This window comes from Serratia sp. JUb9, assembly GCF_014298095.1.
Lineage (GTDB): Bacteria > Pseudomonadota > Gammaproteobacteria > Enterobacterales > Enterobacteriaceae > Serratia_B > Serratia_B rhizosphaerae.
In genome coordinates, this window is the sequence record NZ_CP060416.1 from 4104488 (window position 1) to 4126142 (window position 21655).

The window sequence follows — 21655 nt, forward strand, 5'->3', positions numbered from 1 at the left end:
ATGCCTGAACAGACAGGCACATAACGCCGTTTAACAGATGGCGAAACCGCTCAGAACCACAGCTTGGCGGCGGTCATGCACAGTGCGGCAACGCCGAATATACAGCTGACCATCCATTTGGTTTGGCTGACAACCTCTTTATTCACCAAACCAATTTCCCGGTGCAGCAGGGCCACCTCCTTATGCAGATCGCCCTTGGTGACAAATTCCAGCGAACGCATGTTCAGCGCGGCCAAATCCAGTTTGACCTGGTTAACGTCCACCTCCACCCGTTCGACGCGCTTTTCCACTCCCTCAATGCGCTGCCCCATCCCTTCAATGCGCAGATCCATCCCCTCAATGCGCTGCTCCAGCCGTTCAACTCGCTGATCCATGCGCTCAATCTTTTGCTCAACGACACCCAGACGGTTTTCCAGTTTATCCAGCATCATGCGCTCTCCCTGCCGAGAAAAATCATCTCGCCGGATAGTAGCCACATTTTTCAGACGGTTAAATAGCGATTCCGCTAATTTGCCATACGCCTCGCAATCGCCTTCCAGCGACGACGTTCAGCTTTTACCTCCATAAATTAAGAGCGGATGAAATTGTCTAATCCACCATTGCGTTTCATACTAAGGCCGAAAAAATAATCGGCGTCATTGAGCGCCTACGAGAAGGATTTTCCGCTATGTTTTCCCGCCAGTGTCTGAAAGCCGGCCTGTTGGCCGCGGCATTCAGCAGCGTTTTTTGCGCCTCAGCCGCGACGCATCCCGGCCAGGATGCGCCAATAGGCAAATTCGCCGCCGAAAAAATGCGGTATATCGCCACCTACTTTCCGGGGCGTATGGCCGGCAGCCCGGCTGAGCAGCTGACCGCTGACTACCTGAAACAGCAATTCACCCAGATGGGTTATCAGAGCAATATTCGCAGTATTAACAGCCGCTATCTCTATACCAACAAAAACGGCAGCGAGAACTGGCGCAATATTCGCGTCAATTCCGTGATCGCCGCCAAAAGCGGCGATCGGCCGCAGCAGATCGTCATCATGGCGCATTTCGATACCTATACGCCGCGCAGCGATGCCGACGTCGACAACAACCTGGGCGGCCTGACGCTGCAAGGGGTCGACGATAACGCCTCCGGCGTCGGCGTGATGCTGGAGTTGGCGCAGCGGATGAAGGATATCCCCACCCGCTACAGCCTGCGCTTTATCGCCACCAGCGGCGAGGAGCTTGGCTCGCTGGGCGCGAAAAATTATCTGCAGCGCATGAGTGCGGAAGAGCGGGCGAACACGCTGCTGGTGATTAATCTCGACAGCCTGATCACCGGCGACAAACTCTATTTCCACGCCGGCCGCAACACGCCGCCGAAGGTCGCCAAACAGAGCCGCGATCGGGCGCTGGATATCGCCCACCGCTACGGCATCGCCGCCTCGCTCAACCCCGGCAGCGACCACTATCCGAAAGGCACCGGCTGCTGCTCCGATCAGCAGGTATTTGACGACGCGCGTATCCCGGTCATGGCGGTCGAGGCCACCAACTGGGCGCTGGGCAAAAAAGACGGCTATCAGCAGCGTGCGGTCAGCCCGCACTTCCCGCAGGGCGTCTCCTGGCACCGGCCGCAGTACGACAACGTACAATATCTGGACCGCTACCTGCCGGGACGGATTGATAAGCGCAGCCGGGATAGCGTTCAGGTGCTGCTGCCGCTGTTAAAAGAGCTGGCGCAGGCGCACCCGGCGCCAAAAGCGAAAAAACCATAAAAAAAAGGGATGGCCGGCGCCATCCCTTCTTCGTTATTCCGTCTGCGCACTCAGCGCATCCGGATTACTCATGCAGCCCGCATTCACGTTTCAGGCCGAAGAAGCGCGTCTCTTCTTCATTCATGCCCGGCTCCCACTTGCGCGTGGTGTGGGTATCCCCCACCGACAGGTAGCCCTGCTCCCGCAGCGGGTGATAGCTCAGCCCGTGATCCGTCAGATACTGATAAATCTGACGGTTGTCCCAGTCAATGATCGGCAGCACCTTAAAGACGCCGCGCTGTACCGCCAGAACCGGCAGGTTGGCGCGGCTGCCGGACTGCTCGCGGCGCAGGCCGGCGAACCAGGTGTTGGCGCCCAGCGTTTCCAGCGCGCGGTTCATCGGCTCAACCTTATTGAGCTGGTTATAGCGCTCAATCCCTTCGACGCCCTGCTCCCACAGTTTGCCGTAGCGCGCTTCCTGCCAGGCCGGCGAGTGCTCGGCGCGGAACACCTGCAGGTTCAGGTTCAGTTTGTCGGTCAGCTGATCGACAAACTGATAGGTTTCCGGGAACAGATAGCCGGTATCGGTCAGGATCACCGGAATATCCGGCTGGATACGCGTCACCAGATGCAGACAAACCGCGGCCTGAATCCCGAAGCTGGAAGAGAGCACAAACGCGCCCGGCAGCTGTTCCAGCGCCCACTCCACGCGCTGTTGCGCAGAAAGCCGCTCCAGTTTGCCGTTGACCTCAGCCAGCGCCAGCGCCTGCCCGGATTTCGGCAGCGCATTCAGCGCCGCCAGATCGAATTCAGCCATGTTGTCAGCCTCCTCGGTTAGTCCCAGAAATCCTGCGCCGGATCCACCACCGGACGGATAATGCCGGCGCGGATGGTGAAGTCGCCGAACCCTTCGCCCGCGTTGCGCTCTTGCGCCCAGCGGCCGACCAGTTGGTCGATCTCCTGCAGGATCTGCTCTTCATTGATATTCTCGCGATACATGCGCGGGATACGCGTCCCTTCGCGGTTGCCGCCCAGATGCAGGTTATAACGGCCGACCGCTTTACCCACCAGGCCGATCTCCGCCAGCAGCGCGCGGCCGCAGCCGTTCGGGCAGCCGGTCACGCGCAGCACCACGTGCTCATCGCCCACCCCGTGCTGATGCATGATGCCTTCAACCTTGGTGACAAACTGCGGCAAGAAGCGCTCGGCCTCCGCCATCGCCAGCGGGCAGGTCGGGTACGACACGCAAGCCATCGAGTTTTTACGCTGCTCGCTGACGCCGTCATCGATCAGACCGTGTGCGCGGGCGATGGCTTCAATATTGGCCTTCTCGCTTTCCGGCACGCCGGCGACGATCAGGTTCTGGTTGGCGGTCAGGCGGAAGTCGCCCTGATGCACTCTGGCAATTTCCGCCACGCCGCTTTTCAGCGGACGGCCCGGATAGTCCAGCAGACGGCCGTTCTCGATAAACAGCGTCAGGTGCCAGTGGTTATCGACCCCTTTCACCCAGCCGATGCGGTCGCCGCGGCCGGTAAACTCATAAGGACGAATCGGCTCGAAGGTGATGCCGGCGCGTTTTTCCACTTCGGCGCGGAAGGTGTCGACGCCGACACGCTCCAGCGTATATTTGGTTTTGGCGTTTTTACGATCGGTACGGTTGCCCCAGTCACGCTGGGTGGTTACCACCGCCTCGGCCACCGCCAGCGTATGCTCCAGCGGAATGTAGCCGAATTCGCTGGCGTTACGCGCGTAGGTTTTCTTGTTGCCGTGTTCAATCGACAGGCCGCCGCCCACCAGCAGGTTAAAGCCCACCAGCTTACCGTTTTCCGCAATGGCGACAAAGTTCATGTCGTTGGCGTGCAGATCGACGTCGTTCTGCGGCGGGATCACCACCGTGGTTTTGAACTTGCGCGGCAGATAGGTCGGGCCGAGGATCGGTTCTTCGTCGGTGGTCGCCACCTTCTCTTTATCCAGCCACACTTCCGCATAGGCGCGGGTGCGCGGCAGCAGATGCTCGGAGATTTTTTTCGCCCACTCGTAGGCTTCCTGATGCAGCTCGGACTCCACCGGGTTCGAGGTGCACAACACGTTACGGTTAACGTCGTTGGCGGTCGCCAGTGCGTCCAGTCCCAGCTTGTTCAGCAGCTGGTGCACCGGCTTCACGTTACCTTTCAGAATGCCGTGAAACTGGAAAGTCTGACGGTTGGTCAGGCGAATGCTGCCGTACAGCGTGCTCTCCTCGGCAAACTTATCAATGCCCAGCCACTGCTGCGGGCTGATAATGCCGCCGGGCAGACGGCAGCGCAGCATCATCGCATGGCGCGGCTCCAGTTTCTGCTCGGCGCGTTCGGCGCGGATATCGCGATCGTCCTGCTGATACATGCCGTGGAAACGGATCAGCAGGAAGTTGTCGCCGTTAAAGCCGCCGGTCAGACCGTCATTCAGATCTTCGGCGATGGTGCCGCGCAGGAAGTTACTCTCACGCTTCATACGCTCGGCATCGGCCAGTTTGCCTTCTACAACCAGAGGGCCGGGGTGTTTATCACTCATCAGTAAACATCTCGCTGATAACGGCGCTCAAAGCGCAGCTCACTTAAAAATTCGTCGGCCTGCTCGGTATCCATCCCACCGTGCTCGGCGACCAGTTCCAGTAATGTATTTTCCACGTCTTTCGCCATGCGATTGGCATCGCCGCAGACGTAAATGTGCGCGCCTTGCTGGATCCAGCGCCACACTTCCGCGCCCTGTTCGCGCAGTTTGTCCTGTACATACACCTTGTGCTGCTGATCACGCGACCAGGCCAGATCGATGCGGGTCAGCAGGCCGTCTTTCACGTAGCGCTGCCACTCCACCTGATAGAGGAAGTCTTCGGTAAAGTGCGGGTTGCCGAAGAACAGCCAGTTCTTGCCGCCGGCGCCGTCGGCGTCGCGCTGCTGCATAAAGGCGCGGAACGGCGCGATGCCGGTGCCGGGGCCGATCATGATCACCGGCGTGTCCGGGTTGGCCGGCAGGCGGAAGTTGTCGTTGTGTTCGATAAACACCCGCACATCACCGTCTTCCTCCAGGCGATCGGCCAGGAAGCTCGATGCGCCGCCGGCGCGCGCGCGGCCGTCGATGTCATAGCGCACCACGCCGACCGTGACATGCACTTCGTTTTCCGTTTCCGCCTGCGAAGAGGCAATGGAGTACAGGCGCGGCGTCAGCGGACGCAACAGGCCAAGCAGCTGTTCGGCGCTGAGTTCAACCGGCGCCTGACGCACCATATCGACGATCGGCGTATTGTGCGCATACTGCTGCAGCGCGGCTTTGTCGGCCACCAGCGCCAGCAGCTTTTCATCACGCGCCAGCGCGGCGTATTTCTCTACGATTGGCGTAGTGTTCTGCGTCAGCTCATAGTGGCTGCGCAATGCGTCGCTCAGCGGCAGCGTTTTACCGTCCACCTCGACCGCTTCATCGCCTTTCAGCCACAGCAGTTGCACCAGTTCATCGACCAGCGCCGGATCGTTATCGAACCAGACGCCCAGCGCATCGCCAGGCTGATAGCGCAGCCCGGAGTCGCCCAGGTCGATCTCAATGTGGCGCACGTCTTTATCGGAATGACGGCCGGTCACCTTTTGGTTCACCGCCAGCTGCGCCGTCAGCGGCTGCTCTTTGCTGTACGGACTGCTGTCGAGCAGGTCTACCGCACCGCCGGCCAGCACGCCCGGTGCGGCGCTTTCCGTCGGCGCGCGATCTTTCAGCACCGTCACCACCTGCTTGCGCCAGGCGGCCGCCACGTCCTGATACTCAACGTCGGCATCAATACGTTCAACCAGACGCTCGGCGCCCAGTTCCGCCAGTTTGGCGTCGAAATCCTTGCCGGACTGGCAGAAATTCTCATAGGACGTATCGCCCAGGCCAAATACCGCAAAGGCGGTTTCATTCAGCTTCGGCGCTTTTTTGGAATGCAGGAACTTATGCAGCGCCACCGCCTCTTCCGCCGGTTCGCCTTCGCCCTGGGTGGAGGCCACCACGATCAGCAGGCGTTCCTGAGCGATCTGCTTATATTTGTAATCCCCGGCATTGGCCAGGTTGACGCTCAGCTTGGCCTCCAGCAGATCGTCGCGCAGCTGTTCCGCCAGGCGACGGGCGTTGCCGGTCTGCGAGGCGGAAATAATGGTAATGCTCGGCGCGGCAGCAGCAGCGGGCGCGGCCGGCAAGGCGACGGCTCCGGGCTGTTGGTTAACCATTCCCCAGAAGTAACCGGACAGCCACGCCAGCTGCGTCGGCGAATAGTCGCCAATCGCCGCCTGCAGGTTAGAGAGCTGTTCGGGCGTCAGCGGGAGCAAAGATGTTGGAGGAGCCTGAGTCGTCATTGCGGACATAATTCCTATGCTTAGCCAGTGTCATTCGCTGTCTTTTCGTTCAGTCTGATTTCCTGAAAAGATCAGGAGAGTTTGTAAGGTTACCGAGCCAAATAGCAACGAATAAATAAGGGATAGCAATAATTAATAACCAAAATGACTAAGCTGTTTTACTGGTAAGGCATAACGCTTAAAGCGCTAAGGTTTCATTTTTATCATTTTGAATTTAATGCGATTTTTTTGATGTTTTTTGAATGAATCGCATTTACCCGCTAACCGGCCCGGCCGGTAAGGCCCCGCAGGCGTCAATAAAAAATGCAGAGGATGCATTGCGTGCGCAATCATGTAGACCATAACGGTATAAATGGCAAGCAATCACGCTTTCCGGTAGTATGCGTCGGTTTTTGAGTCAATGAGGCCGTAACAATGGCAACCACGCTGTTTAAAGATTTTCAATTTGAAGCCGCACACCGCCTGCCGCATGTGCCTGAAGGCCATAAATGCGGCCGTCTGCACGGGCATTCGTTTATGGTGCGTCTGGAGATAACCGGTGAGGTGGATCCGCACACCGGCTGGGTAATGGACTTTGCCGAACTGAAAGCCGCATTCAAACCCGTTTGGGAGCGGCTGGATCACCATTATCTGAACGATATTCCAGGGCTGGAAAATCCGACCAGTGAAGTGCTCGCCGCCTGGATCTGGCAGCAGATGAAACCGCTGCTGCCGGAACTGAGCGCGGTGATGGTGAAAGAGACCTGCACCGCCGGCTGCGTCTATAAAGGTTAAGCGCGCAACGATAACGGGCGCGCAGTGCCGCGTCCCGCTATCTTGCCCGCCGGCCGGACAGCCTTAAGCAATATTCAGATACTTGTGCGTCTGCATCGACAAGCGCCAGTTGCGCTCGATGCAGGTGGCGATACAAAGCTTCGTCGCTTCATCTTTCTGACTGATCGGCTGCAGGGCGATCACCCGCCGTTTCTCATCGTGCAGCGTCTCCAACAGCGCATCCAGCGCGTCAATATCGCGCTGACGCCCGACCGGATGTTTGATTTCATCCGCACGCGTTAGCGCCTGATCCAATACTTTCATGCCGCCGCGCATATTCACCTTCGGGGAAACCGTCACCCAGGTATCCGCCGTGCACTGCACCTCGTGGGTGCCGCTGGTTTCGATCTGGCAGCCGTAGCCGTGCTCTTCAAACAGGCGGGTCAGCGGGGTTAAATCGTAAATGCACGGTTCGCCGCCGGTAATGACGATATGGCGCGCGCTATAGCCCTGCTGGCGTATTACCGCCAGCAGCTGTTCGGCGCTGGCGCTGCCCCAGGCGTCGCTTTCCTCGGTTTTCACCAAAATGCGCTGCATGTCCACTTCCCGATGAGCATCCTTTTCCCAGGTGTGTTTGGTATCGCACCAGCTGCATCCTACCGGACACCCCTGCAGGCGGATAAAAATAGCCGGAACGCCGGTGAAATAACCTTCGCCCTGTAAAGTCTGGAACATCTCATTAATCGGGTACTGCATGCATCTCTCAATATTGGACAGGTAAAACGCGATTATCTCAGATTCCCGCCCGGCGGCCAAATAACCTCATCGCTGCCTATGTCGCGCTCTGGCGCACAACAATCGATCCTGCGTCGCAAAAATAACAATTAGCCAACAAATAAGATAAATGTATTTGACATTAATCCCCGCACACATCACTGATGTATATACATGCAAGCACAAGTCGGGCATCCGTTCCGGCGTTCGATACAACAACCATCACAAGCACTTTTCGAGGGGACTATGGCTCATTCCACCAAGTTGAACATCCAGCAGGCGATCGACGACAGTAAGTTCTCGCTGTTCCACTGGACGCTGATTATTCTCGGTTTTCTGGTTCTGGCCATCGACGGCTTCGACACCGCCGCCATGGGCTATATCGCGCCGGCGCTGGCCGAGGACTGGGGGATCGTCAAGCAGGATCTGGGGCCGGTGCTGAGCGCCGCCCTGCTCGGGCTGTCGCTGGGCGCGCTGGTGGCCGGGCCGCTCTCCGACCGCATCGGCCGTAAGCGGGTGCTGGTGTTTTCCTGCCTGTTCTTCGGCTTATCCAGCCTGGCGACCGCCTACGCCGGTTCGCTCGACAGCCTGACGCTATGGCGCTTTCTTACCGGTCTCGGCCTTGGCGCCGCCATGCCTAACGCCATTACGCTGATTTCCGAGTATGCGCCGCAGCGCTGCCGTTCACTGGCGATCAACACCATGTACTGCGGTTTTCCGCTGGGCGCCGCCGCCGGCGGCGCCATCTCCTCCTGGCTGATACCGGGCTACGGCTGGCACAGCGTGCTGCTGCTCGGCGCGATCGCACCGCTGATGCTGACGGTGCTGCTGATTCTGCTGCTGCCGGAATCGGTCAAATACCTGGTCAACCGCGGCAAGGATATGCAAAAGATCAAACGCATTACCCAGCGCTTCAGCGGAAAAAACCTCGACGGCGTCGAACATTTTTATCTGTACGAAGCGCCGCTGGCGGCGTCAAAAAGCAGCGTCGGCCTGCTGTTCAGCCGCCCCTATCTGCTCGGTACCCTGATGCTGTGGGTCACCTACTGCATGGGGCTGGTGATCTACTACATGCTGCTGAGCTGGATGCCGATTCTGATGCAGGGCCTGGGTTATCAGCTGGAGCAGTCCGCCATGCTGACCTCGCTGTTCACCTTTGGCGGCACCGCCGGCATCCTGATGGCCGGCTGGATGATGGACCGCTGGAACGCGCATAAGGTGGTCGCCGCCGGCTTCATCGTCACCGCGCTGTTGATCGTCGGCATGGCCACCGAAGATCGCCATATCGTTCTGCTGGGCGGCTTGATTTTCCTGATGGGTATTACCATGAACGGCGCACAGTCGGGGCTGCAAACGCTGGCCGCCACCTTTTACCCGACCCACAGCCGCGCCACCGGCATCGCCTGGATGCAGGGCATCGGCCGTTTCGGCGGCGTGGCCGGCACGATGATTGGCGCACAGCTGATGGCGCTGCAGTGGGAAGTGCACAGCATTCTGCTGTTCCTGTGCCTGCCGGCGGTCGTTGCCGCCGTCGCCACGCTGGTTAAAATGGCGCGCCGCAAGACGCTGCAGACGGCCAATCCTTGATGCCAACGGGCGCGGCCGGCCGCGCCCGACTCTCCCGCCATAACGCTTTTTTATCTATCACGCCGACATGTAATTCTTATGTAAATTAATTGTGATTTAACGCTCAAAAATGACGCATTTTTTATTCGTTTTTGCCTGTCAGCTCACTATTCCTCGCCTTATTTTCTTCCCTGCACCGAACCAATAAAACAATAACCACATGATTAAAAACAAAAATAATTTTTACTTATGCCATTTTAGCGGTTAATTGATTCCCTATTGCATATGCTTGTACATACAAGTATATGTTAATAAAACCTGACGCCCGATTCAGACATGATGGGCAGGCAACGACGCCATCAATTCACACCGATTGAATTGCCACACTTCAAGTTGAGGAAAGAGCTGTGACTGCAAATAACAAAGTTCGCAATGTCGATGTACGCGCGCCTCGCGGCACACAATTAAACGCAAAAAGCTGGCTGACCGAAGCGCCGCTGCGCATGCTGATGAACAACCTCGATCCGGAAGTTGCAGAAAACCCGCATGAGCTGGTGGTTTACGGCGGCATCGGCCGCGCCGCCCGCGACTGGGACTGCTACGACAAAATCGTCGAAACCCTGAAAATGCTGGAAGAAGACGAAACGCTGCTGGTGCAGTCCGGTAAGCCGGTCGGCGTGTTCAAAACCCACAGCAACGCGCCGCGCGTACTGATCGCCAACTCCAACCTGGTGCCGCACTGGGCCACCTGGGAACACTTTAACGAACTGGACGCCAAAGGGCTGGCGATGTACGGCCAGATGACCGCCGGCAGCTGGATTTATATCGGCAGCCAGGGCATCGTGCAGGGCACCTACGAAACCTTCGTCGAAGCCGGCCGCCAGCACTACGACGGCAACCTGCAGGGCCGCTGGGTGCTGACCGCCGGCCTGGGCGGCATGGGCGGCGCACAGCCGCTGGCGGCCACGCTGGCCGGCGCCTGCTCGCTGAATATCGAATGCCAGCAGAGCCGCATCGATTTCCGCCTGAAGACCCGCTACGTCGACGAACAGGCCAGCGATCTGGATGACGCGCTGGCGCGCATCAAGCGCTATACCGCCGAGGGCAAGGCGATCTCCGTCGCGCTGTGCGCCAACGCCGCCGATGTTCTGCCGGAACTGGTCAAACGCGGCGTACGCCCGGATATGGTCACCGACCAGACCAGCGCCCACGATCCGCTCAACGGTTACCTGCCGCAGGGCTGGAGCTGGGAAGAGTATCGTGAACGCGCCCAACGCGAGCCGGCGGTGGTAGTGAAGGCCGCCAAAAATTCGATGGCGGAACACGTCAAGGCAATGCTGGCGTTCCAGCAGATGGGTATCCCGACCTTTGACTACGGCAACAACATCCGTCAGATGGCCAAAGAAATGGGCGTCGACAACGCCTTCGACTTCCCGGGCTTTGTGCCGGCCTACATTCGTCCGCTGTTCTGCCGCGGCATCGGGCCGTTCCGCTGGGCCGCACTGTCCGGCGATCCGCAGGATATCTACAAGACCGATGCGATGGTCAAGGAGCTGATCCCCGACGACGAACACCTGCACCGCTGGCTGGATATGGCGCGTGAGCGCATCAGCTTCCAGGGCCTGCCGGCGCGCATCTGCTGGGTCGGCCTGGGCCAGCGCGCCAAGCTGGGCCTGGCGTTTAACGAAATGGTACGCCGCGGCGAACTGTCAGCGCCGATCGTCATCGGCCGCGATCACCTGGACTCCGGTTCGGTCGCCAGCCCGAACCGTGAAACCGAAGCGATGCAGGACGGTTCCGACGCCGTGTCCGACTGGCCGCTGCTCAACGCCCTGCTGAACACCGCCAGCGGCGCCACCTGGGTTTCCCTGCACCACGGCGGCGGCGTCGGCATGGGCTTCTCACAACACTCCGGCATGGTGATCGTCTGCGACGGCAGCGACGAAGCCGCCGAACGTATTGCCCGTGTTCTGCACAACGATCCGGCGACCGGCGTGATGCGCCATGCCGATGCGGGTTACGATATTGCCATCGACTGCGCCCGCGAGCAGGGTCTGAACCTGCCAATGGTTGCCGCCACTCAGGGGAAAAAAGCATGAAAACTCTCACTATCCGCCCTGGTAAACTGACGCTCGCCGAACTGCGCGACGTGTATCACCATCCGGTCAAATTAACCCTGGATGACAACGCTTACGCCGCCATCGAGCAGAGCGTCGCCTGCGTTGAACGCATCGTCGAGGAGAACCGCACCACCTACGGCATCAACACCGGCTTTGGCCTGCTGGCCTCGACCCGCATCGCCCGGGACGATCTGGAAAATCTGCAGCGCTCCATCGTGCTGTCCCACGCCGCCGGCGTCGGCGCACCGACCGACGACAGCCTGGTGCGCCTGATTATGGTGCTGAAAATCAACAGCCTGTCGCGCGGTTTCTCCGGCATCCGCCTGGAGGTGCTGCAGGCGCTGATGGCGCTGGTTAACGCCGAGGTCTATCCGCATATCCCGCTGAAAGGCTCGGTAGGCGCCTCCGGCGATTTGGCGCCGCTGGCGCACATGAGCCTGCTGCTGCTGGGGGAAGGCAAAGCGCGCCATCAGGGCGAGTGGCTGTCTGCCGGCGACGCGCTGGCGAAAGCCGGTCTGAAGCCGCTGCAGTTGGCGGCCAAAGAGGGGCTGGCCCTGCTGAACGGCACCCAGGTGTCCACCGCTTTCGCACTGCGCGGCCTGTTTGAGGCGGAAGATCTCTACGCCGCCGCCACGGTCTGCGGCAGCCTGAGCGTAGAGGCGGCGCTGGGTTCGCGCAGCCCGTTCGATCCGCGCATTCACGAGGTTCGCGGCCAGCGCGGCCAGATCGACGCGGCGGCGGCCTATCGCCACCTGCTGGGCGAACGCAGCGAAGTGTCCGACTCGCACCGCAACTGTGAAAAAGTGCAGGATCCCTACTCGCTACGCTGTCAGCCGCAGGTGATGGGCGCCTGCCTGACGCAAATTCGTCAGGCCAGCGAGATTCTGGCTGTCGAAGCCAACGCGGTGTCCGATAACCCGTTGGTGTTCGCCGAACAGGGCGACGTGCTGTCCGGCGGCAACTTCCACGCCGAACCGGTGGCGATGGCCGCGGATAATCTGGCGCTGGCGTTCGCCGAAATCGGCTCGCTGTCCGAACGCCGCATCTCACTGCTGATGGATAAGCATATGTCGCAGTTGCCGCCGTTCCTGGTGAAAAATGGCGGCGTTAACTCCGGCTTTATGATCGCGCAGGTGACCGCCGCGGCGCTGGCCAGTGAGAACAAAGCGCTGGCGCACCCGGCCAGCGTCGACAGTATCCCAACCTCCGCCAACCAGGAAGACCACGTCTCCATGGCGCCGGCCGCCGGGCGTCGCCTGTGGGAAATGGCCGACAACGTGCGCGGCATTCTGGCGGTCGAATGGTTGGCCGCCTGCCAGGGTCTGGATCTGCGCGAAGGGCTGCACACCAGCGAAGGGCTGGAGCAGGCGCGCCGTCTGCTGCGCGAGCAGGTCAGCCATTACGATCAGGATCGTTTCTTCGCCCCTGATATTGAAGCGGCCAGCCAGCTGTTGGCGGCCCGTCACCTGACAGCGCTGCTGCCTGCGGCGCTGCTGCCAAGTCTGGCATAACCACATACTGACCACGCAGTTTGTTCTGCCCCGCCGGGTACGTTTCACCCGGCGCGGGCAGCATGTACCTGTTTCGCAAAACAACAACAACGGGAAGCAACATGCGTAGCGACACAACACAACTCAGACGCGGACTTAACGCGCGACATATTCGGTTTATGGCATTGGGTTCGGCGATCGGCACCGGCCTGTTTTATGGCTCCGCTGGCGCCATCCAGCTGGCCGGCCCGGCGGTCCTGCTGGCCTATCTGGTGGGCGGCGCGGCGGTGTTTATGGTGATGCGCGCGCTGGGAGAGATGGCGGTGCATCAGCCGGTTTCCGGCTCGTTCGGCCATTACGCCAGCCGTTACCTCGGCCCGCTGGCCGGTTTTCTCACCGGCTGGACCTATACCTTTGAAATGGTGATCGTCGCGCTGGCCGACGTCACCGCCTTCGGCATCTATATGGGGCTGTGGTTCCCGGACGTCGCCCAGTGGGTCTGGGTGCTGAGTATCATCCTCTTTATCGGCGCACTGAATATGTGCAGCGTAAAAGTATTCGGCGAAATGGAATTCTGGCTGTCGCTGATCAAAGTAGCGGCGATCGTCGCCATGATTATCGGCGGCGCGGCGGTGATGATGTTTGGCTTCGGCCAGGCCCAGCAGGCCACCGGCCTCAGCAATTTATGGCAGCACGGAGGCTTTATGCCTAACGGCTTCGGCGGCGTGGTGGCCTCGCTGGCGGTGGTGATGTTCGCCTTCGGCGGCATTGAAATTATCGGCATCACCGCCAGTGAAGCGAAGGATCCCGCCAAGGTGCTGCCGAAGGCGATTAACGCCGTCCCGCTGCGCATCCTGCTGTTTTACGTGCTGACGCTGATGGTGCTGATGGCGATCTATCCGTGGAACAGCATCGGCCAGAACGGCAGCCCGTTTGTCGAGATCTTCAGCAGCCTGGGCATTGAATCGGCCGCCAACCTGCTGAACGTAGTAGTGATCACCGCCGCTATTTCCGCCATCAACAGCGATATCTTCGGCGCCGGACGGATGATGTACGGCATGGCGCAGGAAGGCCAGGCGCCGAGGAGCTTCACCAAACTGACCGGCAACGGCGTGCCCTGGATGACGGTGCTGGTGATGGCGATCGCCCTGCTGGTCGGCGTGGTGCTCAACTACCTGATCCCGAAACAGATCTTTATGATCATCGCCTCCATCGCCACCTTCGCCACCGTCTGGGTGTGGCTGATGATCCTGCTGTCGCAGATCGTCATGCGCCGCACCTTAAGCAAAGAGGAAGCCGCCGCGCTGAGCTTCCCGGTGCCGTGGTGGCCGGTCGCACCGGCGCTGGCGACGGCGTTTATGGTGTTTGTCATCGGCCTGCTCGGTTACTTTGAGGAGAGCCGCATCGCGCTGTATGTCGGGCTGGCCTGGGTGGCACTGCTCACGCTGGCCTACTGGCTGTGGGTGCGCAAAAAAGGCAACGGTCTCAACATCGGCCAGTCGGCACACGATGTATAACCTTACGGGGCGCCTGGCGCCCCTTGTTATTTACGCCTGTGCCAGCGCCTGCTCAATATCCGCCAGCAGATCGTCGGCGTCTTCCAGCCCGGCGGAAAGCCGAATCAGCCCGTCGCTGATATGGTGACGGTGGCGCTCCTCTTCGCTATAGGCCGAATGCGTCATACTGGCCGGATGCTCCGCCAATGATTCACAATCTCCCAGGCTGACCGCCCGCAGAATCAGCTGCAGCGCATTGAGGAAACGGATGCCCGCCGCCATGCCGCCCTTCAGCTCAAAGGCAATCATGCCGCCCGGGCGCGCCATCTGCCGCTGCGCCAGTTGGTACTGCCGGAAGGCCGGCAGCCCCGGATAATAAACCCGCTCGACCGCCGGATGCCGCGCCAGCATTTCTGCGAGGCGTTGCGCGGTGTCGCAGTGGCGCTCCATCCGCAGCGGCAGGGTTTTCAGCCCGCGCAGCAGCAGCGCCGCATCCTGCGCCGACAGCACCGCGCCGTTCATATCCTTCAGGCCGATCAGGCGGATATCCTGCGCCAGCTCGGCGCGGGTCACCACCACCCCGGCCAGCAAATCGCCGTGCCCGCCAAGGTACTTGGTCGCCGAGTGCAGGACGATATCCGCCCCCAGCGCCAGCGGCCGCTGCAGATAAGGCGTACAGTAGGTATTATCCACCAGCAGCAGCGCCGCATGCCGGTGGGTAATCGCCGCCACCGCCGCAATGTCCACCAACCGCATATTGGGGTTGGCCGGCGTTTCACAATACACCAGCCGGGTGCGCGGCCCGATCGCCGCCGCCAGCGCCTCTGGCTGCGTCATATCGACGTGGGTCACCTTGACGCCGAAACGCTCCAGCCCGTGATGGAAGTAGCTGAAGGTGCAGCCGTACAGCGTTTCATCCACAATCAGCTCATCGCCCGGCCCGAGCAGAGTCCAGCAGCAGGCCGTCACCGCCCCCATGCCGGATGAAAACGCCACCGCCGCTTCGCCGCCCTCCAGATTGGCGATACGCTGTTCCAGCAGGTTAAGCGTCGGATTGGCGATGCGCGAGTAGAAATAGCCGGGTTCGGTGCCGGCAAAACAGGCGCCGCCGTATTCCGCCGACGGGAAAGTAAAGGTGGAGCTCATAAACACCGGCGGGCACAGTGCGCCATGATACTGCTGCGGGTCATAGCCATGGTGGATGGCCCGCGTGGCGAAAGCCTGCTTGCTTGCTGACGACATAGTGACTCCTTGATATGGATGGTGACGATTATTCCGGTGTGACATCCGCCGGTAGGCTCGCGGCGCGCATGCGTCCGCCGATAATATTCAGAGTGCGCAATACCAACATCAGCCCGAGCAGCGTTTCCGGCTGACGCAACAGCACATACAGCCCGCGCAAGGTCGCCGGCTGCTCATTCTGCTGCAGTTCGCTATAGGCCATTTTCAGCGCCGTCCCCCCTTCCCAGCCGGCGCTGGTCAGGTCTTCAAATACTGCAGCCAGCTTCTCGACCAGCGCGCTATCCGCCATGTCGATCAAATCCGAGGTAAGCGAGAGCGCGTCGACCACGTTATTCAGCCGGCCGCTCGCCAGCAGCGGGGACAGTTTTTCCATCAGCGCCGCCAGCGCCTCAGTCTGCGTGTTTTCCATGCTCCACTCCGTTATATCAGACCGCGCACCGCAGCCCAGTACAGACCGCGGTTCACGCCGTTGCGTAACATACCGCCCAGTTTGGTGGCCGGGGTTGGCACGACGTCATGACGATAGTCATACACCAGCGGCATACCGCTGCTCAGGCCGAACTGCGCCACCGCCTGCACCTTGCCGTCGTAATGGCGCACCGGATGGCCCAGCTGCATCTCCGCCACGATATTGTCGGCGATCACCGGCGCCTGATTGTGGCAGGAGCCGCCCGCCTTGCTGATCGGCAGGTCGACCGTATCGCCGATCACATACACCCCCTGCTGGTCGTAAACCTGAAGCGTCTGCGGGTCGGTCGGCAGCCATCCTTCGCCGTTATCGATATCGCTCAGGCCGGTATTGCGCACCATTTCCACCGCGCGAATCGGCGGTGTCGCCATCAGGATGTCGAACGGTTGTTCATCTCCCTCGGCGGAATAGGCGATGCGCCGCCCGGCATCCACCTGATTCAGGGTAAAGCCGCGCTGGTGCTTAATGCCGCGCGCGGCAAAAATTTCCGGCAGCGCTTCGCCGGTAGGACGCTGTAAAAACAGGCAGTTACGCAGCAGTTGGGAAATGGTCGGGTAGGTATAAATTATCTCTATCTGATTACGCACGCCGCGCTGGCGCAGGTACTCATCCAGCATCAGAGTGGTTTCAATCGGCGCGATGCCGCACTGATGCGGAACGTTGGGCGTCTGCGGGAAAGAGACGGTGATAAAGATGCGCCCTTTTTCAATCGTCGCCAGCTTATCCGCCAGCCGGCGTGCCGCCTGATACTGATAAAAGTGGTCGCCGGCTTCGGCCAGCCCGGGAATTTTTTCCGTCCAGGGCAGGCATCCGGTGGCAAAGACCAGAAAGTCATAGTCATAATTATTGCCGCTGGCGGTAAATAACCGGCGCTGCTGAAAATCAACGCCCTCCGCTTTATCGACAATAAATTTAATTTCCGGACGTAACAGACTTTGCTGCGCACGCATTAATTCATGTTTAAAAAATGCGTTAAACGCGACATACATAAAAGCCGGTTTGAAATAATGCGCCGCCGTTTGAGAAATCATTAATAACTCAACTTTATTATTAATAATTTCACGATGTAGTTTGCGCGCCAGAATGTTGGCCAGCATGGTGCCGCCGGTGCCGCCACCGACAATCACGATTCTTTTCCGCATGATATCTCCATTCAACCCGGCGCCAGGCCGGCGAAAGTGATAAAGAATATCCTTACGGAATATAAGTCTAGTGATGAAAGGTTATAATGCCAGCAAAAAAAGAATAAATAATTAACGCTATGGTTATTAACAATAAATATCACCGGAAAAGAAAAAATAAATGATGAGATATTAATAAATAACCGGCATATAATTTCTCTGCGGACTGGCGTAAAAAAACCCGCCGCAGCGGGTTTTTATTATTCGCGACAATTCGCGATTATTACTGGCCTTTAACTTCTTTCAGACCATTGAACGGCGCACGCTCGCCCAGCGCTTCTTCGATACGAATCAGCTGGTTGTACTTAGCAACGCGGTCAGAACGGCTCATAGAACCGGTTTTGATCTGGCCTGCTGCAGTACCTACCGCCAGGTCAGCGATGGTCGCGTCTTCGGTTTCACCGGAACGGTGAGAGATAACCGCGGTGTAGCCGGCATCTTTCGCCATCTTGATCGCCGCCAGGGTTTCGGTCAGAGAACCGATCTGGTTGAACTTGATCAGGATAGAGTTGGCGATGCCTTTTTCGATACCTTCTTTCAGGATCTTGGTGTTGGTGACGAACAGGTCGTCGCCAACCAGCTGGATTTTGTCGCCCAGTACTTTGGTCTGGTAAGCGAAGCCGTCCCAGTCAGACTCGTCCAGACCATCTTCGATGGAAACGATCGGGTACTGTTTGGTCAGCTCTTCCAGGAAGTGGGTGAACTCTTCAGAGGTGAAGGCTTTGTTGCCTTCGCCGGCCAGCACGTACTTGCCGTCTTTGTAGAATTCGGACGCTGCGCAGTCCATCGCCAGGGTGATGTCTTTGCCCAGTTCGTAGCCCGCTGCTTTTACCGCTTCCGCGATAACCGCCAGCGCTTCAGCGTTGGAACCCAGGTTTGGCGCGTAGCCGCCTTCGTCGCCGACAGCGGTGTTCATGCCTTTGGATTTCAGCACTTTCGCCAGGTGGTGGAACACTTCAGAGCCCATGCGCACCGCTTCTTTCAGGGTCTTCGCGCCAACCGGCTGAATCATGAATTCCTGAATGTCGACGTTGTTGTCAGCGTGCTCACCGCCGTTGATGATGTTCATCATTGGCAGAGGCATGGAGAATTTGCCTGGGGTACCGTTCAGTTCAGCAATGTGCTCGAACAGCGGCATGCCTTTGGAGGCAGCGGCAGCTTTAGCAGCAGCCAGGGAAACCGCCAGAATGGCGTTGGCGCCGAACTTGGATTTGTTCTCGGTGCCGTCCAGTTCGATCATGATCTTATCGATGTTAGCCTGGTCTTTGGCATCTTTGCCCACCACGGCTTCAGCGATTGGACCGTTTACAGCGGCAACGGCTTTCAGTACGCCTTTACCCAGGAAACGAGACTTGTCACCGTCACGCAGTTCCAGCGCTTCACGGGAACCGGTAGAAGCACCTGACGGCGCAGCAGCCAGACCAACGAAACCGCCTTCCAGGTGAACTTCGGCTTCTACAGTTGGGTTACCGCGTGAGTCGATGATTTCACGGCCGATGACTTTAACGATTTTGGACATAGTAGGTTTTCCTCAAGTCACAAGTTAACTAAAACTCCAGACAAACAACGCGCGGTTCTCACCGCGCGTTGTCGCTAAAACGTTACTTCTCCTGACGCTTCTGCTGGTCAGCCGCCGCCTTCACAAAACCGGCGAACAGCGGATGCCCATCACGCGGCGTCGAAGTGAATTCCGGGTGGAACTGACAAGCGACGAACCATGGATGGTCCGGCAGCTCGATAATTTCAACCAACTTGTTGTCCGCAGAGCGGCCGGCTACGCGCAGCCCGGCGGCTTCAATCTGCTTCAACAGCATATTGTTAACTTCATAACGGTGACGGTGACGCTCGACGATGGTCGGCTCGCCGTACAGCTGACGCACCAGGCTGTCGTCGCTCAGATGACACTGCTGGCCGCCGACGCGCATGGTGCCGCCCAGGTCGCTCTCTTCGCTGCGCATTTCGACGTTGCCGTCTTCGTCGCGCCACTCGGTGATCAACGCCACGACCGGGTACTTACAGTCTGGCTCAAATTCGGTGGAGTTGGCGTTTTCCATACCCGCAACGTGACGGGCAAACTCCATCAGCGCCACCTGCATACCCAGACAAATGCCCAGATAAGGAATATTGTTCTCGCGCGCATAGCGTGCGGTCATCACTTTGCCTTCCACGCCGCGGTAGCCGAAGCCGCCAGGGATAAGGATAGCATCCAGCCCTTTCAGCACTTCCACGCCGCGCGTCTCCACGTCCTGCGAATCAATCAGCTTGATGTTCACGGTAACGCGGTTTTTCAGGCCGCCGTGCTTGAGCGCCTCAATCACGGATTTATAGGCATCCGGCAGTTCGATATATTTGCCGACCATACCGATGGTCACTTCGCCGCCCGGATTGGCTTCTTCGTAAATCACCTGCTCCCACTCGGCCAGGTTGGCTTCCGGCGCGTTGAGGCTGAATCGTTTACAAATATAATCATCAAGCCCCTGAGATTTCAATAGGCCTGGGATTTTATAAATAGAATCAACGTCTTTCAGGGAGATAACCGCTTTTTCCGGCACGTTGCAGAACAGCGCAATTTTTGCCCGCTCATTGGCCGGAACGGCGCGATCGGAACGGCAAATCAGCACGTCCGGCTGAATACCGATGGAAAGCAGTTCTTTAACGGAATGCTGGGTAGGTTTGGTTTTCACTTCACCGGCTGCGGCCATGTACGGCACCAGCGTCAGGTGCATGTACAGCGTGTGCTCACGACCCACTTCCACCGCCATCTGGCGGATAGCTTCGAGGAACGGCAGTGATTCGATATCGCCGACGGTGCCGCCGATTTCCACCAGCACCACGTCGTGGCCTTCGCCGCCTTCGATGATGCGCTCTTTGATCGCGTTGGTGATGTGCGGAATAACCTGTACGGTCGCGCCCAGATAGTCGCCGCGGCGTTCTTTACGCAGCACGTCGGAATAGATGCGGCCGGTGGTGAAGTTGTTGCGGCGCGTCATTTTGGTACGGATGAAGCGCTCGTAGTGACCCAAGTCCAGATCGGTTTCTGCGCCGTCTTCGGTGACGAAAACTTCCCCATGCTGAATCGGGCTCATGGTGCCCGGATCCACGTTGATGTACGGGTCCAGTTTCATGATGGTAACGTTGAGGCCACGGGCTTCAAGAATAGCCGCCAGAGAGGCTGCGGCAATGCCTTTACCCAGAGAGGATACGACCCCGCCGGTCACAAAAATATAATTAGTTGTCATGCTGAACCTGAGAGTTTAGGTTTAAAGACGATGGAAGAACCAAGACGGGAAAGTAGTATACCCGAACCTGTCTTGACCTACAAACGATCGTTTTACTCTCCATCATCTCTGTCATCCCCGCGAGTTCCTCAGGTTTTTGCCGTTTACCGCCATCCGGGTAGGCTTTTAAAACAAAGAGTTAGCGATAAAAACCGTCGATTAACGCATGTCAGGGCCACTAAAACGCCTTACATTTCAGTTTGTTGGCTTTTTTAGCAGGCGCCGCTGCGCCGTATCCGCAACTGACGATAAGCTTAACCGTTTCAGCCTGAGCGAACATTGTGATCGATCAAACAAGCTGCCGGATGCCGTTACGCTAAATCAGACAGCGCAAAACGCATTTAGTTTTCCTGCTGCTTAACCTGCTGCCAGGCCTCTTCCATCTGCTCCAGCGTCGCCTCCGCCATCGTCAGCCCCTGCTGCGCGATGATGCTTTCCACCTGACGGAAGCGCCGCTCGAACTTGCGGTTGGCGGCCTGCAGTGCGTTTTCCGCCTTGTGGCCCAGATGGCGCGACAGATTCACCGTGGCGAACAGCAGGTCGCCGATTTCCTCTTCCAGCTTCTGTTGGTCCACCACCGCCTGCTGCGCTTCGTGCATCACTTCGTCAATCTCTTCATGCACCTTGTCGAGCACCGGGCCGAGCGTATGCCAGTCAAAGCCTACCGCAGCGCAGCGCTTCTGGATTTTGTGCGCCTTCATCAGCGCCGGCAGCGCGTTGGGGATATCGTCCAGCGCCGAGTGCAGCGCCTTTTCCGCCCGCTCACCGGCCTTCAGCTGCTCCCAGCGCGCCGCAATCGTCGCGTTGTCCGCAGCGTCAGCGTCGCCGAAGATGTGCGGGTGGCGGCGCTCCAGCTTGTCGCTGATGGCGGTGCACACCTCGTCAAAATCAAACAGCCCCTGCTCCTGCCCCATCTGGGCGTAGAACACCACCTGAAACAGCAGATCGCCCAGCTCATCGCGCAGGTCGGCGTAGTCCTGGCGCTCAATGGCATCCAGCACCTCATAGGTTTCTTCCAGCGTATACGGCGCGATGGTGGCGAAGGTTTGCTTGCGGTCCCACGGGCAGCCCGCCTGCGGGTCGCGCAGCGTTTTCATGATATTGAGCAGACGCTGCAGCGGAGTAGATGGGGTCATGGCAAAATCTCTGAAAAAGAACGGACGCTCATTATGGCGTCCGTCTCCTTGATGGCTCAATAAGTTTTGCGTTGT

General features: G+C 58.9%; 17 protein-coding genes. 6 read left to right on the top strand and 11 right to left on the bottom strand.

Annotation, left to right across the window (positions count from 1 at the left end; genetic code table 11):
• Nucleotides 1-50 precede the first annotated feature (50 nt).
• Nucleotides 51-431, bottom strand: coding sequence for a hypothetical protein (locus HF675_RS19475; protein WP_105229821.1), 381 nt, complete (start codon nucleotides 429-431; stop codon nucleotides 51-53).
• Nucleotides 432-667: 236 nt separating this feature from the next.
• On the opposite strand from HF675_RS19475, the gene HF675_RS19480 reads away from it, so the two are divergent.
• Nucleotides 668-1741, top strand: coding sequence for an aminopeptidase (locus HF675_RS19480; RefSeq protein WP_105229820.1), 1074 nt, complete (start codon nucleotides 668-670; stop codon nucleotides 1739-1741).
• A gap of 64 nt (nucleotides 1742-1805) precedes the next feature.
• On the opposite strand, the gene HF675_RS19485 is transcribed toward HF675_RS19480, so the two are convergent.
• From HF675_RS19485 to cysJ, 3 genes are read right to left on the bottom strand one after another with little or no spacing between them, the layout of a single operon-like run.
• Entirely contained in the window at nucleotides 1806-2537 is a 732-nt protein-coding gene (locus HF675_RS19485) for a phosphoadenylyl-sulfate reductase (RefSeq protein WP_105229819.1), read from the bottom strand.
• A 17-nt stretch (nucleotides 2538-2554) separates the two neighbouring features.
• Complete coding sequence (gene cysI / locus HF675_RS19490) at nucleotides 2555-4270, bottom strand: assimilatory sulfite reductase (NADPH) hemoprotein subunit (protein WP_105229818.1); 1716 nt, start codon at nucleotides 4268-4270, stop codon at nucleotides 2555-2557.
• The gene (cysJ, locus tag HF675_RS19495; RefSeq protein WP_187043609.1) at nucleotides 4270-6075 is read right to left on the bottom strand and encodes an NADPH-dependent assimilatory sulfite reductase flavoprotein subunit; all 1806 of its coding nucleotides are present in this window, start codon (nucleotides 6073-6075) and stop codon (nucleotides 4270-4272) included. The genes cysI and cysJ overlap by 1 nt, the downstream gene beginning before the upstream one ends.
• A 414-nt stretch (nucleotides 6076-6489) precedes the next feature.
• Between cysJ and queD the strand changes: the two genes are divergently transcribed.
• Nucleotides 6490-6849, top strand: a complete 360-nt coding sequence (gene queD, locus HF675_RS19500; RefSeq protein ID WP_105229816.1) for a 6-carboxytetrahydropterin synthase QueD — start codon at nucleotides 6490-6492, stop codon at nucleotides 6847-6849.
• 63 nt (nucleotides 6850-6912) lie between these two features.
• Here queD and queE read toward each other — a convergent pair whose 3' ends face one another.
• Complete coding sequence (queE, locus tag HF675_RS19505) at nucleotides 6913-7584, bottom strand: 7-carboxy-7-deazaguanine synthase QueE (protein WP_105229815.1); 672 nt, start codon at nucleotides 7582-7584, stop codon at nucleotides 6913-6915.
• Between the two features lie 264 nt (nucleotides 7585-7848).
• Here queE and HF675_RS19510 point away from each other — a divergent pair, with 264 nt between their 5' ends.
• From HF675_RS19510 to HF675_RS19525, 4 genes are all read left to right on the top strand, one after another.
• Nucleotides 7849-9189 (top strand): aromatic acid/H+ symport family MFS transporter, encoded by a 1341-nt coding sequence (locus tag HF675_RS19510; protein WP_105229814.1) that lies wholly within the window; start codon nucleotides 7849-7851, stop codon nucleotides 9187-9189.
• A gap of 386 nt (nucleotides 9190-9575) precedes the next feature.
• A complete protein-coding gene (hutU, locus tag HF675_RS19515) occupies nucleotides 9576-11267 on the top strand; it encodes a urocanate hydratase (protein ID WP_187043610.1) in 1692 nt (563 codons plus the stop codon).
• Complete coding sequence (gene hutH, locus HF675_RS19520; protein ID WP_105229812.1) at nucleotides 11264-12799, top strand: histidine ammonia-lyase; 1536 nt, start codon at nucleotides 11264-11266, stop codon at nucleotides 12797-12799. Before hutU ends, hutH begins: the two co-directional genes overlap by 4 nt.
• A 101-nt stretch (nucleotides 12800-12900) precedes the next feature.
• The gene (locus HF675_RS19525; protein WP_187043611.1) at nucleotides 12901-14295 is read left to right on the top strand and encodes an amino acid permease; all 1395 of its coding nucleotides are present in this window, start codon (nucleotides 12901-12903) and stop codon (nucleotides 14293-14295) included.
• 30 nt (nucleotides 14296-14325) lie between these two features.
• Here the strand turns inward: HF675_RS19525 and HF675_RS19530 are convergent, their stop codons facing one another.
• From HF675_RS19530 to mazG, 6 genes are all read right to left on the bottom strand, one after another.
• Nucleotides 14326-15516 (bottom strand): methionine gamma-lyase, encoded by a 1191-nt coding sequence (locus HF675_RS19530; RefSeq protein WP_187043612.1) that lies wholly within the window; start codon nucleotides 15514-15516, stop codon nucleotides 14326-14328.
• Nucleotides 15517-15544: 28 nt separating this feature from the next.
• Nucleotides 15545-15925 (bottom strand): hypothetical protein, encoded by a 381-nt coding sequence (locus HF675_RS19535; protein ID WP_187043613.1) that lies wholly within the window; start codon nucleotides 15923-15925, stop codon nucleotides 15545-15547.
• 11 nt (nucleotides 15926-15936) lie between these two features.
• The gene (locus tag HF675_RS19540; protein ID WP_187043614.1) at nucleotides 15937-17127 is read right to left on the bottom strand and encodes an NAD(P)/FAD-dependent oxidoreductase; all 1191 of its coding nucleotides are present in this window, start codon (nucleotides 17125-17127) and stop codon (nucleotides 15937-15939) included.
• A 262-nt stretch (nucleotides 17128-17389) separates the two neighbouring features.
• Nucleotides 17390-18685, bottom strand: coding sequence for a phosphopyruvate hydratase (gene eno, locus HF675_RS19545; protein ID WP_105229807.1), 1296 nt, complete (start codon nucleotides 18683-18685; stop codon nucleotides 17390-17392).
• An 82-nt stretch (nucleotides 18686-18767) separates the two neighbouring features.
• Entirely contained in the window at nucleotides 18768-20405 is a 1638-nt protein-coding gene (gene pyrG / locus HF675_RS19550; RefSeq protein ID WP_105229806.1) for a glutamine hydrolyzing CTP synthase, read from the bottom strand.
• A 380-nt stretch (nucleotides 20406-20785) separates the two neighbouring features.
• Nucleotides 20786-21580 (bottom strand): nucleoside triphosphate pyrophosphohydrolase, encoded by a 795-nt coding sequence (gene mazG, locus HF675_RS19555; protein WP_105229805.1) that lies wholly within the window; start codon nucleotides 21578-21580, stop codon nucleotides 20786-20788.
• Between the last annotated feature and the right edge of the window lie 75 nt (nucleotides 21581-21655).

Coding starts and splice junctions, on each gene's coding strand:
- HF675_RS19480 (WP_105229820.1), top strand. CDS start 668: ATGTTTTCCCGCCAGTGTCTGAAAGCCGGCCTGTTGGCCGCGGCATTC.
- HF675_RS19535 (WP_187043613.1), bottom strand. CDS start 15,925: ATGGAAAACACGCAGACTGAGGCGCTGGCGGCGCTGATGGAAAAACTG.
- queD (WP_105229816.1), top strand. CDS start 6,490: ATGGCAACCACGCTGTTTAAAGATTTTCAATTTGAAGCCGCACACCGC.
- queE (WP_105229815.1), bottom strand. CDS start 7,584: ATGCAGTACCCGATTAATGAGATGTTCCAGACTTTACAGGGCGAAGGT.
- HF675_RS19540 (WP_187043614.1), bottom strand. CDS start 17,127: ATGCGGAAAAGAATCGTGATTGTCGGTGGCGGCACCGGCGGCACCATG.
- HF675_RS19485 (WP_105229819.1), bottom strand. CDS start 2,537: ATGGCTGAATTCGATCTGGCGGCGCTGAATGCGCTGCCGAAATCCGGG.
- hutH (WP_105229812.1), top strand. CDS start 11,264: ATGAAAACTCTCACTATCCGCCCTGGTAAACTGACGCTCGCCGAACTG.
- cysJ (WP_187043609.1), bottom strand. CDS start 6,075: ATGACGACTCAGGCTCCTCCAACATCTTTGCTCCCGCTGACGCCCGAA.
- HF675_RS19525 (WP_187043611.1), top strand. CDS start 12,901: ATGCGTAGCGACACAACACAACTCAGACGCGGACTTAACGCGCGACAT.
- cysI (WP_105229818.1), bottom strand. CDS start 4,270: ATGAGTGATAAACACCCCGGCCCTCTGGTTGTAGAAGGCAAACTGGCC.
- HF675_RS19510 (WP_105229814.1), top strand. CDS start 7,849: ATGGCTCATTCCACCAAGTTGAACATCCAGCAGGCGATCGACGACAGT.
- HF675_RS19530 (WP_187043612.1), bottom strand. CDS start 15,516: ATGTCGTCAGCAAGCAAGCAGGCTTTCGCCACGCGGGCCATCCACCAT.
- mazG (WP_105229805.1), bottom strand. CDS start 21,580: ATGACCCCATCTACTCCGCTGCAGCGTCTGCTCAATATCATGAAAACG.
- eno (WP_105229807.1), bottom strand. CDS start 18,685: ATGTCCAAAATCGTTAAAGTCATCGGCCGTGAAATCATCGACTCACGC.
- HF675_RS19475 (WP_105229821.1), bottom strand. CDS start 431: ATGATGCTGGATAAACTGGAAAACCGTCTGGGTGTCGTTGAGCAAAAG.
- pyrG (WP_105229806.1), bottom strand. CDS start 20,405: ATGACAACTAATTATATTTTTGTGACCGGCGGGGTCGTATCCTCTCTG.